Below are 16,579 nucleotides of genomic sequence, written 5' to 3' on the forward strand. Positions count from 1 at the left end.
ATTTGGAGCTCTTTATTGTTATAAGAACTTTTTATAGATCGAATACAATATCTTCAGATCATTTTCCTTCAGCGTAGCGACATTAGCATTCGTCTGGATGTAATGCTGTTTAAAAGCCTTAATAGCTGCATCCAAATTCTTCACATCGTAACCAATAATTCTCAAAGCCAGTTTTGGATTAAAATCAATTGGTGGAGTTTCCAGATATTCTTCGTACCAGTAACCGAAACCCTTATCTGCTAATACCTTCCAGGGAAATCGTGATGGATCATTTTTACGAGTTGGAGCTAAGTCCATATGACCAATGAAGTTTGCTTGAGGGATGTTATATTTCACTTTAAGATACGAAAGTAACTCGGTCAGCGCATTAATCTGTGCATCTGTCCAAGGATCTGTTGTTCCATTATTATCTAATTCAATTCCAATAGAAGAAGAATTTAGATCCGTATCATTACCCCATTTACCAATTCCTGCATGATGTGCACGATAATAATCATTGACCATCTGCACCACTTTACCAGTACGGCCAACAACATAATGAGCACTTACACCCGCCTTTTCAGAATGAAAGGTACGTATGGTCTGTCCCAGCGAATCCTGAGCAGTATGATGAATCACAACATAGTTTGGTTTGCGAATCCCAAAGTTTATCGATGCGATCCATTCTTTTTCAACCGATAGCGGTAATTTACCGATAGCTTGGTTGATAACAGGACTTGTAGCATATTCTTTGGCAAGTAACTTTGCTTTTTTCTTATAGACTTTCTCAGTTGCGGCATACCTACCTGTCGAACAGGAAGCAAATAGCGCTGTCATCACTAAAAAAGTTATTGTTGATTTTACTTTCATTATTAATATAATTACTTCAGAAGCACTTCATCTCATTTATACATGATAAATACGTATTCCAACATCTTGCTTTTCCGTCCAGTAAATATTCCGTCAGCAAGCTATTCACAAAAAAGACAATCCGCGTCGTTAGTTAAGTCATGTAAACTTGAACTTGGATTTTCATTAAAACACAAAACAAACTTAGATAAATTTGTTTTATTTACAATTATAATTGCATCATATATAAGACATCTTCTTTCTTTTACCTTTTTTGAGATTCATCATTTAGCTATGACAATCCTCTCTCTACTGCCGCTACAAATGAATTATATTTAATCTTACTTCCTCAAAAAGTTAAGGTATTGAGCTGTCCACCATCCATCATGAGCAACATCCTAAAGATGACATGCTCAATATTATCTTTTACAAAAAAAGCCTTCATCTGTATTAGATGAAGGCTTTTTTATTTTATTATATTTTTGATTAAGCTTCTGCGTACTCTTCAATAGAAGGACATGAACAAATTAATGTTCTATCTCCTTGTGAATCGTTTACACGACCAACAGAAGGCCAGAACTTACGATCTTTTAAATAAGCCAAAGGATACGCAGCTGTTTGGCGAGAATAAGATCTAGTCCACTCGTCAGCAGTTACAACAGATGCAGTATGAGGCGCATTTTTCAATACGTTATCAGCCTGATCTACATCACCCGCTTCAACCGCAGCAACTTCTTGACGAATAGCGATCAAAGCATCACAGAAACGATCTAATTCAGCTTTAGACTCAGACTCAGTAGGCTCAACCATCAAAGTACCCGCTACAGGGAAAGAAACTGTTGGAGCATGGAAACTATAATCCATCAAACGTTTTGCGATATCAGCAACTTCAACACCCACATTTTTATATGCACGGCAATCTAAGATCATCTCGTGTGCACAACGTCCATTTACACCAGAATATAATACTGGGTAGTGGTTTTCCAAACGAGCTTTAATATAATTTGCATTTAAAATTGCAGTTTTTGTAGCGTTCGTTAATCCATCTCCACCCATCATTGCGATATAAGCATGCGAGATAATTAAGATAGAAGCAGAACCAAATGGCGCCGCAGATACTGCAGTGATACCCTCTTGACCAGAAACTTCAACCACTTCGTGATTAGGTAAGAAAGGTACTAAGTGTGCTGCAACACCGATTGGACCCATACCAGGACCACCACCACCGTGAGGGATACAGAACGTTTTATGTAAGTTCAGGTGACAAACGTCAGCACCGATACGACCAGGGCTTGTTAAACCAACCTGCGCATTCATATTCGCTCCATCCATATAAACCTGTCCACCATTTGCATGGATAATTTCACAGATTTCAATAATAGGTTCTTCAAATACCCCATGCGTAGATGGATAAGTCACCATAAATGAATTTAAGTTTGCGGCATGCTCTGCTGCTTTTACTTTTAAATCCTCAACATCAATGTTACCACGATCATCACATTTAACAACCACAACTTTCAATCCAGCCATAGAAGCGGAAGCAGGGTTTGTACCGTGAGCGGAAGCAGGAATTAAACAGATGTTACGGTTATGGTCTCCACGACTTTCATGGTAAGCACGAATAACCATTAAACCGGCATACTCTCCTTGAGCACCAGAGTTTGGTTGGAAACTCATCTTAGCAAAACCTGTAATTTCAGATAACCAATCATTCAATTCACCGATCAACTGCATATAACCAGAAGTTTGATCTGCAGGAGCGAATGGATGTAAACCGCCGAAGTTAGCCCATGTAACTGGAGTCATTTCAGCAGTAGCATTCAATTTCATTGTACATGATCCCAATGGAATCATAGAATGACATAATGATAAATCTTTTGCTTCCAAAGATTTGATGTAACGTAACATCTCACTCTCTGAGTGGTAGCTATTGAAAACTGGGTGTGTTAAGTAATCAGAAGTACGAACCAAATCAGCAGGAAGAGCTGATGTCAAAGATGCTTCGATAGATTCGAAATCAACATCAGCCAAATTTTTAGCTTTTACTTTAGCAAATACTTTTACAATCGTTAAAATGTCTTCGTAAGTCGTTGACTCATCAATAGAGATACCTACAACAGAACCAACATAATTGAAGTTCATTTCGTTGTTTAAAGCCTCAGATTTTAATCCAGCAACTTCACCACCTAATTCAAAACGAACAGTATCAAAGTAGTTTTTGTTCAATTGCGTATAACCCAACTGTTGAACAGCTTGGTCTAACAATTGAGCCAAATCGTGAATACGGCTAGCAATATTCTTGATTCCTTGAGGACCATGATATACGGCATAGAATGACGCCATAATTGCTAATAAAGCCTGTGCAGTACAGATATTAGATGATGCTTTATCACGACGGATATGCTGCTCACGAGTCTGTAATGCCATACGCAATGCGTAATTGCCATTAGAATCTGTCGTAACACCGATAATACGGCCTGGAATATTACGCTTAAAAGCGTCTTTAGTTGCGAAAAAAGCAGCGTGAGGACCACCGAAACCCATTGGTACACCGAAACGTTGTGAATTACCAACAACAACATCAGCACCCCATTCTCCTGGAGGAGTTAATAACGTTAAACTCATTAAGTCTGCAGCGGCACAAACAGTAATGTTTTTGGCATGCGCAGCAGCGGTAAAAGCTTTATAATCTATAATTGAACCATCTGCAGCAGGATATTGAACAAATGCAGCGAATACATCATCCGTTAAACTGTCTTTAGAAATAGCTTCAATACGAAGTTCAATTCCAAAAGATAATGCACGAGTTCTTAATACATCGATCGTTTGTGGATAAGCATTTTCAGAAACCAAGAAAACATTAGCCGCTTTGTTTTTACGAGCCGAATAAAGCATAAACATACCTTCAGCCGCAGCAGTAGCTTCATCTAATAAAGACGCATTAGCGATCTCTAATCCTGTTAAATCACAAATAACCGTTTGAAAATTTAACAAAGCCTGAAGACGACCTTGTGCAATCTCTGCCTGATAAGGTGTATACTGTGTATACCATCCTGGATTCTCAAAGACGTTTCTTTGAATAACACCTGGTAAAATCACATCAAAATAACCTTGTCCGATATAAGACTTGAAAACTTTATTTTTTTCTGCAATTTGTTTTACCCTTTTCAAATAAGCGACTTCGCTTAAAGCAGCAGGCAATTGTAAAGCTTGTTTTGCACGAATCTGTGCAGGAACAGTTTGCTCAATAAGTTGGTCAAGCGAGTCAACGCCTAAAAATTCCAACATTTCTCTCGTTTCAACCGATCTTGGTCCGTTGTGACGATCTTCAAATTTTTCTTGAAAATGTATGTTACTCATGTGTGCAAAAAATTAGTGCCTTTCGCTAGATTCTTACCTTTTTTGGTTTTATTAAAAATAATAGCAAAACAGCTGCTTTTTGGATGTGCAAAGATACATTTTTTCAAGTCCTAAAAAAAGCAGATTATGTCTGTAAAAATAATTATTAGAATACCCATACAAAACAATCGTTTGCGATCTCATCTGCACACAAAATTTAAGCTCAATTTCATCATCTAGAACAAGATTCTAATTTACCCGACATAATTCCTGATAACAAGTGCTCGATATGCACGATGTCAGTTCGCTTATCACCCATACCAAAATAAAATCATAAAAAAAGGGCCTTTTCTCATTTTGAAAAGACCCTCTTATAGGTTGAAATATTAGAAAGAGTAACGTAAACCTAATTGAAATTGATAAGGATTTCCGGAAGGGTTTACAACCCCTGTATTGTTAAGGTTATAATTAAACTGTTGCTTGGCCGCATCAAATGCAGGTAAAGCAGGATTTCCGTTCGCAGCTTTAACACCCAAAGAATACAACGCTTGATTCCCTAAAGATTCATTGATTCCCCATGTTTTCTTAAATAAATTGGCAACGTTAAACAAGTCCGCAGATACTTCCAACGCATGAGATTTATATAGGTTAAACTTCTTTGCAATACGTAAATCAATTAGACCATAAAAACCATTAATTCCACTGTTTCGTTGAGCCATTGCACCTTCATATTTTTTAATGTAATCCTTTAAACTCTGGCTCGCATTCGGGTTATTCAATAATGCCTGTAAACCATCAACCAGATTCGTCGGAGTCTTCGTGTTATTAGGATCAAAAATATACGCTAGATCATTATCACCTGCAACAAAATCGCCATTGATATTACCCCCCGCAAGCAAACTATAACGTGTTCCACCGATACCTGAATAACGTACGCCTACACTAACTCCATAAAAAGTAGGCAATGTTCCATAAATAACCACCTTATTACGGAATTGATTGTTCGAGTACGTCATATTGCTCAAATCTCTTGGATCATCTTTCACGGCCAAAGATAGTGTCGCAGTATTCGCCACATTACCATTGTAAGATGTGTTATCTTTTGCATCGTTCCATGTATAGCTTACCGAGATAGAACCATCCTTATAGTATTGGTAACTTGCGTCTAAAACCACTGCAAACTGATTCACCTTACCCTCCGAATTTAACTCCAGAACACGACCAAATTTATTAGATATACGTCCCTGCTTCCAGTCCGATTCTCCATTTACGATAGCCGATACCGGCACAAAAACTCCCCGGTTATCTTCATTCGCTAATCTAAAGAATGGATCCTTCACCATATTACGATCCACATACATATAATTATTACGGCCGAGGTTCATGTAGGCCGAAATTCCTGCTTTCAATTTTTCAGTAAAGAAATGCGTGTAAGAAGCATTTGCTTTATAAACTACTGGTATTTTAGCATCAGGTCCATAGGTATTAATAGTTGGGACTTGAAATTGTGCTAAAGTGGGAGTCGAAGAAGGATCTTTACGGTATTGTACAAAATCTGGGGTAGGTACATCATTTCCACGGACATCAACAGTAGCAAAGTGCTTACCGTCAAATGTTAGGTTATTGATCGTCATGTAATTGTTGATGTCCGATGCGAATATACCCGCTCCGATTCGGAAGAAATCCTTATGCCCCTCATTCACATCCCATGTCATCTGAAAACGCGGTTGTATCACAAGAGACTTTAGTTTATGATCTGTACGTACACCAACCTCTTTCAATAGTTCTTCATTTAAAGGTGATGTCGGATAGTGACCGTAATCAAAACGTAAACCTGCAACCAAATCTAAACCTGCCGCCAACTTGGATTGCATCTGTCCATACAATCCAGCATTGAAGATCTTGCCAACGACCGTCGGATCCGAAACTAACGGCACCTCTCTATAAAAGTTATAAGCTTTCTTGTCTTGAAAATTTTGTAGTGCCGTTCTAGTATCACTGGCTCCAAAATGAAAACGGCCATTTACCTCACTTCCGTAAACAGAACTAGCATGCGTATACATCAGGTCAACACCGAATGTATAATTGATCTTATCCGTGTTATAATATAAATTATTGACTAACTGGAAGACATTGTTTTTAAAAGATTCCTGTGCAAAACGATGTCCCCCTAACTGAACGGTTGTTTTGAGATCATTATTTCCAACTTTAGAAACAATATTCTCCACAATCGCTCTTGGAATATTCTGGCTAGGCAACTGATCACCAGGACTACTGTTCTGATACGTATATAAGTGTTGTAATTTCAGTTCATTAGTAATATTTGACGAAACAGATGTTCTTAGCGTAGCCAGAAAACTATTATCAATATTCTTGTCATTACCATAAGACTCGTATAGCGTAATCGGTTTATTATCCTGTAGACCCAGTTTATTGATATCGCTGGTAAAGTTATTACGGATCGTTAACAAATTACTATTGTTAATCTGCCAATCAATCCGACCAAATACCGCGTCTGAATTTCTTTTCTTATCAAAAGAGCCAAACTGACGGTCATTACTCAATCCATATTTTTCACGTCCGATATCAACAAATGCATTTAAATTATCTTGGGTGATTTTAAATCGCTCCTCATCAAGAGTCGAAGTAATATCTGCAATAATTAAAGGTCGTGCATCCTTTTGATGATCCCAAGCAACAAAATAATGTAATTTATCTTTTATGATAGGCCCACCTAATGTAAAGCCATACTGATAAGTCGAAAAATCATTGGTCCGTTTTTTACCGTCAATCGTGTAGGGGCTGGACAACCAATCAGCTCGAGAATAAATCCAGGCGCTACCCTGTGTTTTATTGGTTCCCTGCTTCGTAACAGCACTAACTGTACCGCCGCCAGCTCTACCATAAGTCACATCATATTGATTGGTCACCACCTTAAACTCACGAACCGCCTCTATAGAAATCGAAAATGGTGCGCCACTTCTGCTTGTTGTCGAGCCTGCAGATGTCGGATTCTTTGCATTCATACCATCTATCGTAAAGTTTGTGGAGGAGCCCAGTTGACCACCAATATTATCACCTTTACTTAAGGGGGAAAGATCCATTAATGACGTGAAATTCCGCCCGTTAACCGGTAGCTTCGCGATATCTTTTGCCGTAACCGAGGTCGCTGCACCCAAATTTTCAATTTGATTTTTTAATGTGTTTGTGCCTTTAATCTCGACTGTCTCCAGGACATTTGAAGAATTTTGAATGGGAATATTAACTCGGATAAGATCTCCCTGATTTAAATTATATCCGGTCCGAACCTGTTCACCATATCCAACATAGGAAACTTTCAATATATAAGGACCGCCCAATGGCAGCTCTTTAAAATTATAATCGCCATTTGCATTGGTAGATGTTTTTGTGGTGAAGCCTGTCGATTCATTTCGAACCTCTACAGACGCACCTTGAACACCTTTAGCGTGCTCGTCTGTAATCTTTCCAGCAAAACCAGCCTGAGTTGTCTGCGCATACAAACCAGTACCAATGACAGTTAAACATGTTGTGAGTAGAAATTCTTTCATCTAGTATTTTGTTACATTGTTATGCAACAAATCTAAACACCCCCTGTTAACTAGAACTGAACTGTGTGTTATCAAATTATAAATGAAAAAAGTCAGCTTTGAGCTGACTTTTAATAGAGTATCGTAAACTTAAAATCCAATGGATTAAAATGCTTATAAAGTTCATCGAATAAGGTATCTCCATATTTAACATAGAGAAGACCAAAATTCTCAGACCGTTCCTGCAATCCACCACCGGGAAACAGACGTTCTTTGATATGGTCGATATTAGACAATGCATCTTTATGATTCCGCTTTTCGGCACGCATTAATTTCTTTTCCAGATTATTAATAGCTTTTTTTAACCGTGCTTTAATCGCTTCCGTACTTGGTGATAAACTAGGATCTATCTTGTGCGTACGAAGCTTTATTTTTCCGAATATGGCATTTAGCTCCATCCATTCATCATTTAGATTTAAACGATGTTTTGTTTGCCGACGCACAAATTCCTTCTTTAGAATTTCACTATCCCGGAATATACTTTTAAAAGTAAGATCCTGTCTAAAAATCTTAGACACCACATTATCTTCAGTAATCATGGCAGAATTACGTGGTATTAAAATTGGAAAATCAATTCCATATTGATCAAAATTTGCTTTTAGCTGCATCCAATAAACCATTTCTGCCCCACCACCAATATAAGCTAAATTAGGCAAGATGATTTCCTGGTACATAGGACGCATAACCACATTCGGACTGAATCTTTCTGGGTATGTATCTATTTCCTTTTCAAGCTCCGCTTTTGTAAAGTAAATATCCCGATGTAAAACCTCATAACGGCCATCAGTATTTAAAACAATACGTTCGCGAAATTCATCTGTCAGATAGAAAAAATTGATTTCGCGAGCATGCACCTGTGTGGCAAAACCGGCTTTTTCCAAAGCCTCAGACGTCTTTCCTATTGCTTTAAAGCTTTTTTCAGTTAAAATATCTTCTGCTATGATCGGTTTAAAAACAGTTTTTAACGCTTTGTCATCAGCATCAATAATTAGCAGGCCAAATTTCTTAAACAATTCATGTACAAGATAGCGCGTAGCATCGGCTAAGTTATCATGCTTGAGATAAGCATTCTCAACAATACAAGCAAGTTTACAAGAATGCTCAGAAAGCCCTAAGACACCGGTATACTGTTTTACAGCCTGAACAATAGAATCTGTATCCATTCTTCCTGTAGCTGAGACCGCCGGAGTATCCCAAACGATTTTTTTACCTGACAATTTCGTATGGTTTATTTCCGCAAAATCATGATCTTCCGTAGCCATCCAATAAACAGGAACAAATTCTTTCTCTGGAAACTTGACTTTAAGATCATCTGCTAAACGAATAGCTGTTATGATTTTAAAGATAAAATATAATGGACCAGTAAAAATATTGAGTTGATGTCCCGTTGTAATGGTATATGCGTTATCAACAAGTAATTTATCAATGTTTGCTGCAACGTGAGGAGCGGATTCTAGTAAATCGCCATATTGTGCTTTTAATCGATCAACTAAAAGCGTACGCGAAAGAAAAGGTTTTTTTTCATTAATTTGCTTTTCAAAACCAGCGAAAGTTGGCCAATTCCCGATAAAGGGAACTAAAGCCTCATCCTGATTTAAATAAGCAATAAGTGTCTTAGAAAAGCTGTTGGTTTCGCTGTAGTCTATATAAGTTGCTTTCATTCGTGATTACATTTGCACTAAAAACAGAGTAATATACATAATTGCTATACAAAATAAGCAATTAATATTTTCTCTGCGCACAAATGTAGTGTTTACGAATAAAAGCAACGATTGGATCACTATTATTTGACAATAGATCCATATAAATCAAAGTCTTCAGCGCGATCCACTTTAACATTTACAAAATCGCCGATTCGGGCATAGTTTGTTTTTGCGTCAAGTATAACCTCGTTATCAACTTCTGGAGAATCATATTCTGTTCTACCAATAAAGTAATCACCGTCCACACGGTCAATTAATACTTTATAAGTATTTCCTATTTTATCTTGATTGATCTCAAAAGAAATTCCTTGTTGTACTTCCATGATCGCTTCTACACGTTCCTGTTTTACTTCTTCAGGGACATTGTCTTCCAATGAATGTGCATGTGTTTTCTCTTCATGCGAATAAGTGAAACATCCTAAGCGGTCAAAACGAGTTTCCTCAACCCATTCCAACATCTCTTGAAAATCTTGCTCAGTTTCATCGGGATAACCACAGATTAACGTTGTACGCAAGGCAATATTAGGAACTTTATCACGGATTTTATTAACCAAATCAATCTGTTTTTGCTTACTTGTACCGCGACGCATTGAAGTCAACATACGATCAGAAATATGTTGCAAGGGCATATCTAAGTAATTACAGATATTTGAACGTTCATTCATGGCATCAAGAATATCCATTGGGAATCCAGAAGGATAAGCATATTGCAAACGGATCCAATCGATACCATCAACATCAGATAAATGACGCATCAAGTCAGAAAGGTTACGCTTTCCATAAATATCTAATCCGTAATAGGTTAAATCCTGTGCAATCAATATCAATTCTTTTGTTCCATTAGAAGCTAAGAATTTGGCTTCTTTCACTAAATCATCAATTGATTTTGAAACATGCTTACCACGCATTAACGGAATCGCACAGAATGAACATGGACGGTTGCAACCTTCAGCAATCTTAAAGTAAGAATAGTGCGACGGTGTGGTCAGCATACGCTCACCCAAAAGTTCATGGCGATAATCTGCACCAATAGATTTTAATAAATCAGGTAAGTCATTTGTACCAAAATAACCGTCTACGTTTGTAATCTCAGATTGTAGCTCAGGTTTATAGCGCTCAGAAAGACAGCCTGTGACAATGACCTTATTGATCTTGCCCTCATCTTTCAACTCTGAAAACTGTAAGATCGTATCAATAGACTCCTGTTTGGCATTATCGATAAAACCACAGGTATTGATAACAACAATATCGTTCTCCTGAATATTAGTAGCCTCGTGTACAACTTCTATTTGATTACCTTTTAATTGTCCCATCAATACTTCACTATCGTGAATATTTTTAGAACAACCCAATGTAACCACATTCACACGGGGTTTTGACTTTGGCTCTACAGCCTTACTATATTTTGTTTTCATATAATGGATGTGGATTACTTGAACAGCGAATCCACAAACTCTTTTTTGTTGAATAACTGTAAATCGCCGATTTTCTCACCGACACCAATATATTTTACAGGTATTTTAAATTGATCAGATATACCGATAACTACCCCACCCTTTGCGGTACCATCCAGTTTAGTCAATGCTAAGGCATTGACATCAGTTGCTTGTGTAAATTGAGTACATTGTTCTATGGCATTTTGTCCTGTAGAGGCATCAAGAACCAATAGAATTTCATGTGGTGCACCAGGAATAACCTTTTGCATGACATTTTTAATTTTCCCCAACTCATTCATCAAGCCAACCTTGTTATGAAGACGACCTGCTGTATCAATAATACAGACATCATCACCGTTAGATAAGGCCGATTGGACTGCATCATAAGCAACAGAAGCAGGGTCAGATCCCATTGCCTGTGCAACAACACGAACACCTACACGTTCACCCCAAAGCTTGATTTGTTCTACGGCAGCAGCACGAAAAGTATCGGCAGCACCCAAAACAACTTTATTGCCAGCTGCTTTCAACTGATGTGCCAGTTTTCCAATTGTTGTTGTTTTTCCAACTCCGTTTACACCGACCACCATGATAACATATGGTTTGTGATTACCGTACTCAAAGTTTTCAAAATCAGAACTGTTGTTTTCCGCTAATAACTCCTGAATCTCTTCCTTCAATAACGTATTTAACTCTGAGGTTGAAACATATTTATCACGTGCAACACGCGCCTGAATACGGTCAACAATTTTCAGAGTTGTTGTCACACCCACATCCGAGGTCACCAATATTTCTTCCAAATTATCTAAAACATCATCATCGATAGTTGATTTACCAACAACTGCTTTTGTAATTTTAGAAAAGAAACCCTCTTTAGTCTTTTCCAAACTTTTATCTAAAGCTTCTTGGGCTTCAGGAGTTTCTTGTTTCTTCTTGAAAAAATCGAATAATCCCATTGATATATGTTCCGCTTATGAATTCATTATTATTTATCTTCCGACCAGTATAAAATACCGATTGCCAAAGATAGATATTTGAAACCAACAAAAAAAGCCCTTTCGGTGTATACCAAAACGGCTATTTTTTTGAATTCTTTTTAAAGAAAAACTTTAAAAAAGGAAAATTACTAGTTATTTTTTGCAGCCTCTGCTAAAGTATCTTTTACTTTATCATTGTGAATCATCGCCTCTTTGAAAGTATAAGCTCCCGTTTTAGTCGATTTAGTAGTAATAATAACCTTTGTATATTCTTTACCGCCACCTTTTTGTAACGATGCAACAGATTTCTTTGCCATGGTATTAATATTTTAACTTAGTGCTTACACAGCAACTAAGATGTGAATTACTTAATTTCTTTGTGAACAGTAACTTTTCTCAATACTGGGTTGAATTTTTTCAATTCTAAACGCTCAGTTGTATTTTTCTTGTTCTTAGTAGTGATGTAACGAGACATTCCCGGAAGACCACTTTCTTTGTGTTCAGTACATTCTAAGATAACTTGTACTCTATTTCCTTTTTTAGCCATTGTTTTACTTTATTTTGAATCCTATAAAATGCTAGGATTGAAATTCATGAATGATATTTTATGCAACAGGCGAAAAATCAATTAAATTGATCCTTTTTTTATGAACTTACCGATAGCATTAGTGATACCGATTTTGTTGATAGTTTTAATCGCCGAAGTCGAAACTTTTAATGTAATCCAACGATCTTCTTCTGGAATGAAGAAACGTTTTGTTTGCAAATTTGGGTAAAATTTACGTTTTGTTTTAGCGTTAGAATTAGATACATTATATCCATTCATTGCTGTTTTGCCTGTTAAATCACAAATTCTTGACATGATATTATGTTATTTTGTTGTCTTAATTTAAATATATCTTTTCGCAAAGAGTGTGCAAATATCTATATTTATTTTGTTAAATGCAACAATTTTAAGGATTTATTTTTAAAAAAATAAATATCCAGGCCTTGGTAAAGGCAAAAATAATGTATTTAATTATATTATATTTGCTTAAACATAGAAAATAGTTTTCAACAATTCACACTTGTAAACATCATGAATAAATATTTACGCAGAGGACTATTAGAAATCATACTTGCTATTATACTCATCCTGGTCAGTTATTATCTAATGAAATTACAAAATAATTGGTATAAACCTATTATGATTTTAGGGGTAATTTCTTTTGGAGTCGGGTTTCTTCGTATTATTTATCGCCTGATACGCAAGATTGATAGAAATGCATTGATAGAAATGCGAAAAGAGAAAAAAGATAAATAAATATGCTTCATAAAACTAGAGGTATTGTATTAAAAACCACCAATTATTCTGAAAGTAGCGTCGTATCTCAAATTTATACGGAACACTTTGGCTTGCAATCATACCTTGTGAATGGCGCCCGCAAACCCAAAGCTAAAATTAGATCGGGGTTCTTACAGGCCTTACATCCTTTAGATATGGTTGTAACCTTTAAAGATAACAATTCCCTGCATCGCATAAATGAAGCAAGGCAGGTACCTCCTTTAAAAAGTATACCTTACGATATTGTCAAAAGCTCATTAGCAATATTTCTCAATGAAGTGCTCTATAAAATCTTAAGGGAGCAATCTGGAGATCCATTTCTATTCGAATATTTGTATCAAGCGATACTATGGCTTGATAACTCTGAAACAAATCTTGCAAATTTTCATTTGGTATTTCTTATTAACTTAAGTCGTTTTCTGGGTTTTTACCCTGTTGAAGCTTCGAAAAACTATCCCTATTTCAATTTGGAATCTGCCACTTTCTCCAATCAGCTTCCCGAACATCCCTATGTATTACAGGAACCTCACACCACGCTTTTTAGAAAATTGATGGCAACAGAATTCAACTCCTCCGAAGATATCAAAATGAGTACTAAAGACCGTCAGATACTCTTAGAAAAAATAATCGACTACTACAGACTACATCTCACGAATTTCAGAGAAATAAAATCGCTCTATATCTTAGAAGAAATCTTTCATTAAAGGGCTGTTTGAACAATCATAAATGTGTATCTCTTAAAAAATACCACCACCAACAGCCAAACGAAACCCACCAAGTACAATTGCAATGACACATAAAATAATGCCAGTCTTTGGCTGGTTATTTGGTTGCACATTGACATCATTGTAAGCAATCAAACTAACGATCAAACCTACTACAGCAAAAGGAATATTAAGCCAGTTTAACCAACCTAAACAAGGGATAAATGCCACTAACATCCCGATTAAGGATAGAATACCCAATAGTAATCCTGCTATTCTCATAGTTTCTTATGGTTTATAATTTTTTCACTTATAAAGATAATAGAATTTACGATAATCAATGAAAACAAAATTATGCTTCCACGATTAAACTGATGAGCCAGTGAGAAATCACCTTCTTTAATTTTTAAAAATGCCCTTGTCATACCACATAGCATACATTCCGTCCCTTTTAGCTTTGATGGACAAATCGGCGCAGCTACAAGTAATAAAGAACTATCTAAAACAAACAGTACTACTAAAAAAAGAAGCATACAAATGGAAATTAGATTCCATACAATATAAAAAGGCTCCCGAAACTCATTAAATTTCATAATTAGAAGTGTATAAAAAAGCCCGATTTCGTTCTGAAATCGGGCTTTTCTACAATAAATATATCTTAAAATCTGATTAGATAACTTTTACATTTACCGCATTAAGACCTTTACGACCTTGTTCTACTTCGTAAGAAACGTTGTCATTTTCACGAATTTTGTCTACTAAACCAGAAACGTGAACGAAGATTTCGCTCTCGCCTGAATTTGGAATGATGAAACCGAAACCTTTGGTTTCATTAAAGAATTTTACTACTCCTTCTTGCATTGTTTTATTGTATTAAATTTCTTAAAGATATTTAAAAAAAATTAAAATCCTTTATCTTTTTAATTTTTTTTCCATTAAACTACTTGGCTCAAACTGCGTCTACATCAATAGAAACAAACAATGGTTCGATTTTTGAAAACAAGTATTAAAATAGAAAAAGTATGAAAAATTTATTGTTAGGAATAATGCTATTTGCATCTGTACACACTTTACAAGCACAACAAATGACAAATAAAGATATGGTAACAACCATCGGAAGAGCGGAAGAAGAAGTAACACCCGATATTATTTATATAAACGTTACTTTAAAGGAATTTTATCAAGACGGAAACACAAAGAAAAAGGTTTCAATCGAAACTCTTGAAAAGCAATTATTTCAAGCAGCAACAAATGTAGGGGTTGAAAAAAAGGATTTTACAATTCAAAACATCTACAGTACGAACTATGCTACAAAGAAGAAAAAAGAAACTGAAATCTTACTTTCTCGTCAATACCGTATTAAAGTAACGCAATTGAATAAATTAAATGATTTGTTCGATGGTGTTGATGCTGCCGGAATACAGAATACAGCAATCAGCGAACTTGATTATTCAAAAAAGAAAGAACTTGAAAAAACATTAAAAGTTAAAGCGGTTAAAGATGCGATGGAAAATGCGAAAATTTTAGCTGAAGCTGCTGGTCAAAAAGTTGGAAAAGCAATTCTATTGTCTGAAAGTCCACAAATGATTTATTTCAATTCACCACGTGCCATGGCTTCATTCAAATCAAGTAACATGGAAGCTGCAGATGTAGCTGATGATCTGGACTTGGATATTAAACCGATCAAAATTACAAGTGAGGTAAATGCATCCTTTGAAATATTATAATGAAAAGAGATTTATCTTTAGCTGACAAAGAAAAAAGAAGAGATCATGATTTCGGTTGGGTTGAAAGACTCTCCTGGCTGATGGATAATAATTTCCAGATAGCTGGATTCCGCTTTGGTCTTGATCCACTTCTTAATTTTGTTCCTTTTGCAGGAACAATTGCCAGCTTTGGAACGTCATTCGTTTTGGTAATGGTCATGTGGAGAAATGGAGCGAGCTCTAAATTAGTCGTCAAAATGCTGATTAATATTTCAATTGATGCAATTTTAGGAGCAATTCCACTTTTTGGAAATGTATTTGATTTCTTTAACAAGGCAAATACCAAGAATATCAAATTGATGAAAGAGCATTACTACGAAAACAAACATCAAGGTTCTGCGATTTGGTTACTACTGGGTATTCTATCGATCATTGTCCTCTTTTTTGTCGGCACCATCTATCTTTTATGGATTGCCGGAGAATGGGTTTGGCAATTACTTTTTTAACCGAATGTATATAAAATCATAAAATAGCGTTTATATGGATGTATAAACGCTATTTTTGTATACACAATTTCTTAAAAATGAATAAAAAAAGAATTTTTGCTTTAGTAATCATTTTCATTGTTATTGCAGCAATATGGACAAATCCGAAAAAGGAACAACATGAACTTGTTGTGAAGGAAAAAGCCGAATATTTATTAAAAAATCAATTAGGTAAAAAAGAACAGAGCTTATTTGATATCGGCATGCAGTTATTCGGAAATAATGCAGTCGAAGATTTTGTTTCGAAAAACGTTCTCGTTGAAAACTTCTATCTTTTTTCATTAACAAAAATTAAATGGCAAGGTAAGGAGAACCCCATAGGTGTCGGTGCTTTCGGAAAAATATGGTTAAGCCCTAAGATTGACGAAAAAGCGACCGAAATAATCGATGCTATAAAGAACAATTAATC

16 protein-coding genes are annotated in these 16,579 nt (G+C 36.0%); 4 read left to right on the forward strand and 12 right to left on the reverse strand.

The window, feature by feature from the left end:
- Positions 1-18: 18 nt before the first annotated feature.
- From EDF66_RS21180 to rpmB, 9 genes are all read right to left on the reverse strand, one after another.
- A complete protein-coding gene (locus EDF66_RS21180; RefSeq protein WP_132844912.1) occupies positions 19-849 on the reverse strand; it encodes an N-acetylmuramoyl-L-alanine amidase in 831 nt (276 codons plus the stop codon).
- Positions 850-1,314: 465 nt separating this feature from the next.
- Positions 1,315-4,188, reverse strand: coding sequence for an aminomethyl-transferring glycine dehydrogenase (gcvP, locus tag EDF66_RS21185; protein ID WP_132844914.1), 2,874 nt, complete (start codon positions 4,186-4,188; stop codon positions 1,315-1,317).
- 365 nt (positions 4,189-4,553) lie between these two features.
- Complete coding sequence (locus tag EDF66_RS21190) at positions 4,554-7,736, reverse strand: TonB-dependent receptor (protein ID WP_132844916.1); 3,183 nt, start codon at positions 7,734-7,736, stop codon at positions 4,554-4,556.
- 110 nt (positions 7,737-7,846) lie between these two features.
- Positions 7,847-9,436, reverse strand: a complete 1,590-nt coding sequence (gene bshC, locus EDF66_RS21195; protein WP_132844918.1) for a bacillithiol biosynthesis cysteine-adding enzyme BshC — start codon at positions 9,434-9,436, stop codon at positions 7,847-7,849.
- A 122-nt stretch (positions 9,437-9,558) separates the two neighbouring features.
- Entirely contained in the window at positions 9,559-10,893 is a 1,335-nt protein-coding gene (rimO, locus tag EDF66_RS21200; protein WP_021189157.1) for a 30S ribosomal protein S12 methylthiotransferase RimO, read from the reverse strand.
- A gap of 14 nt (positions 10,894-10,907) precedes the next feature.
- A complete protein-coding gene (ftsY, locus tag EDF66_RS21205) occupies positions 10,908-11,870 on the reverse strand; it encodes a signal recognition particle-docking protein FtsY (protein ID WP_021189158.1) in 963 nt (320 codons plus the stop codon).
- A 170-nt stretch (positions 11,871-12,040) separates the two neighbouring features.
- Positions 12,041-12,208: a DUF4295 domain-containing protein gene (locus EDF66_RS21210; RefSeq protein WP_021189159.1), complete on the reverse strand. Its 168-nt coding sequence runs from the start codon at positions 12,206-12,208 to the stop codon at positions 12,041-12,043.
- 47 nt (positions 12,209-12,255) lie between these two features.
- On the reverse strand, positions 12,256-12,438 hold the full coding sequence (gene rpmG / locus EDF66_RS21215) for a 50S ribosomal protein L33 (protein WP_002998409.1): 183 nt from the start codon (positions 12,436-12,438) through the stop codon (positions 12,256-12,258).
- An 81-nt stretch (positions 12,439-12,519) separates the two neighbouring features.
- Complete coding sequence (gene rpmB / locus EDF66_RS21220; RefSeq protein WP_021189160.1) at positions 12,520-12,753, reverse strand: 50S ribosomal protein L28; 234 nt, start codon at positions 12,751-12,753, stop codon at positions 12,520-12,522.
- A gap of 443 nt (positions 12,754-13,196) precedes the next feature.
- Here rpmB and recO point away from each other — a divergent pair, with 443 nt between their 5' ends.
- The gene (recO, locus tag EDF66_RS21225; RefSeq protein WP_021189162.1) at positions 13,197-13,919 is read left to right on the forward strand and encodes a DNA repair protein RecO; all 723 of its coding nucleotides are present in this window, start codon (positions 13,197-13,199) and stop codon (positions 13,917-13,919) included.
- Between the two features lie 33 nt (positions 13,920-13,952).
- Here recO and EDF66_RS21230 read toward each other — a convergent pair whose 3' ends face one another.
- The 3 genes from EDF66_RS21230 to EDF66_RS21240 form a co-directional block, all read right to left on the reverse strand.
- A complete protein-coding gene (locus tag EDF66_RS21230; RefSeq protein ID WP_132771720.1) occupies positions 13,953-14,201 on the reverse strand; it encodes a hypothetical protein in 249 nt (82 codons plus the stop codon).
- Positions 14,198-14,512, reverse strand: coding sequence for a DUF2752 domain-containing protein (locus tag EDF66_RS21235; protein ID WP_132771721.1), 315 nt, complete (start codon positions 14,510-14,512; stop codon positions 14,198-14,200). The genes EDF66_RS21230 and EDF66_RS21235 overlap by 4 nt, the downstream gene beginning before the upstream one ends.
- Positions 14,513-14,588: 76 nt before the next feature.
- Complete coding sequence (locus EDF66_RS21240) at positions 14,589-14,780, reverse strand: cold-shock protein (RefSeq protein WP_038695072.1); 192 nt, start codon at positions 14,778-14,780, stop codon at positions 14,589-14,591.
- Positions 14,781-14,941: 161 nt separating this feature from the next.
- Here EDF66_RS21240 and EDF66_RS21245 point away from each other — a divergent pair, with 161 nt between their 5' ends.
- The 3 genes from EDF66_RS21245 (at position 14,942) to EDF66_RS21255 (ending at position 16,577) form a co-directional block, all read left to right on the forward strand.
- The gene (locus tag EDF66_RS21245; protein WP_021189166.1) at positions 14,942-15,646 is read left to right on the forward strand and encodes an SIMPL domain-containing protein; all 705 of its coding nucleotides are present in this window, start codon (positions 14,942-14,944) and stop codon (positions 15,644-15,646) included.
- Entirely contained in the window at positions 15,646-16,131 is a 486-nt protein-coding gene (locus EDF66_RS21250; RefSeq protein ID WP_021189167.1) for a DUF4112 domain-containing protein, read from the forward strand. Before EDF66_RS21245 ends, EDF66_RS21250 begins: the two co-directional genes overlap by 1 nt.
- 77 nt (positions 16,132-16,208) lie before the next feature.
- On the forward strand, positions 16,209-16,577 hold the full coding sequence (locus EDF66_RS21255; protein WP_021189168.1) for a DUF4359 domain-containing protein: 369 nt from the start codon (positions 16,209-16,211) through the stop codon (positions 16,575-16,577).
- The last annotated feature ends 2 nt before the right edge of the window (positions 16,578-16,579 follow it).

Origin of the sequence: Sphingobacterium sp. JUb20 (assembly GCF_004342035.1) — a bacterium.
In the GTDB taxonomy this organism is placed as follows: Bacteria; Bacteroidota; Bacteroidia; order Sphingobacteriales; family Sphingobacteriaceae; genus Sphingobacterium; species Sphingobacterium anhuiense.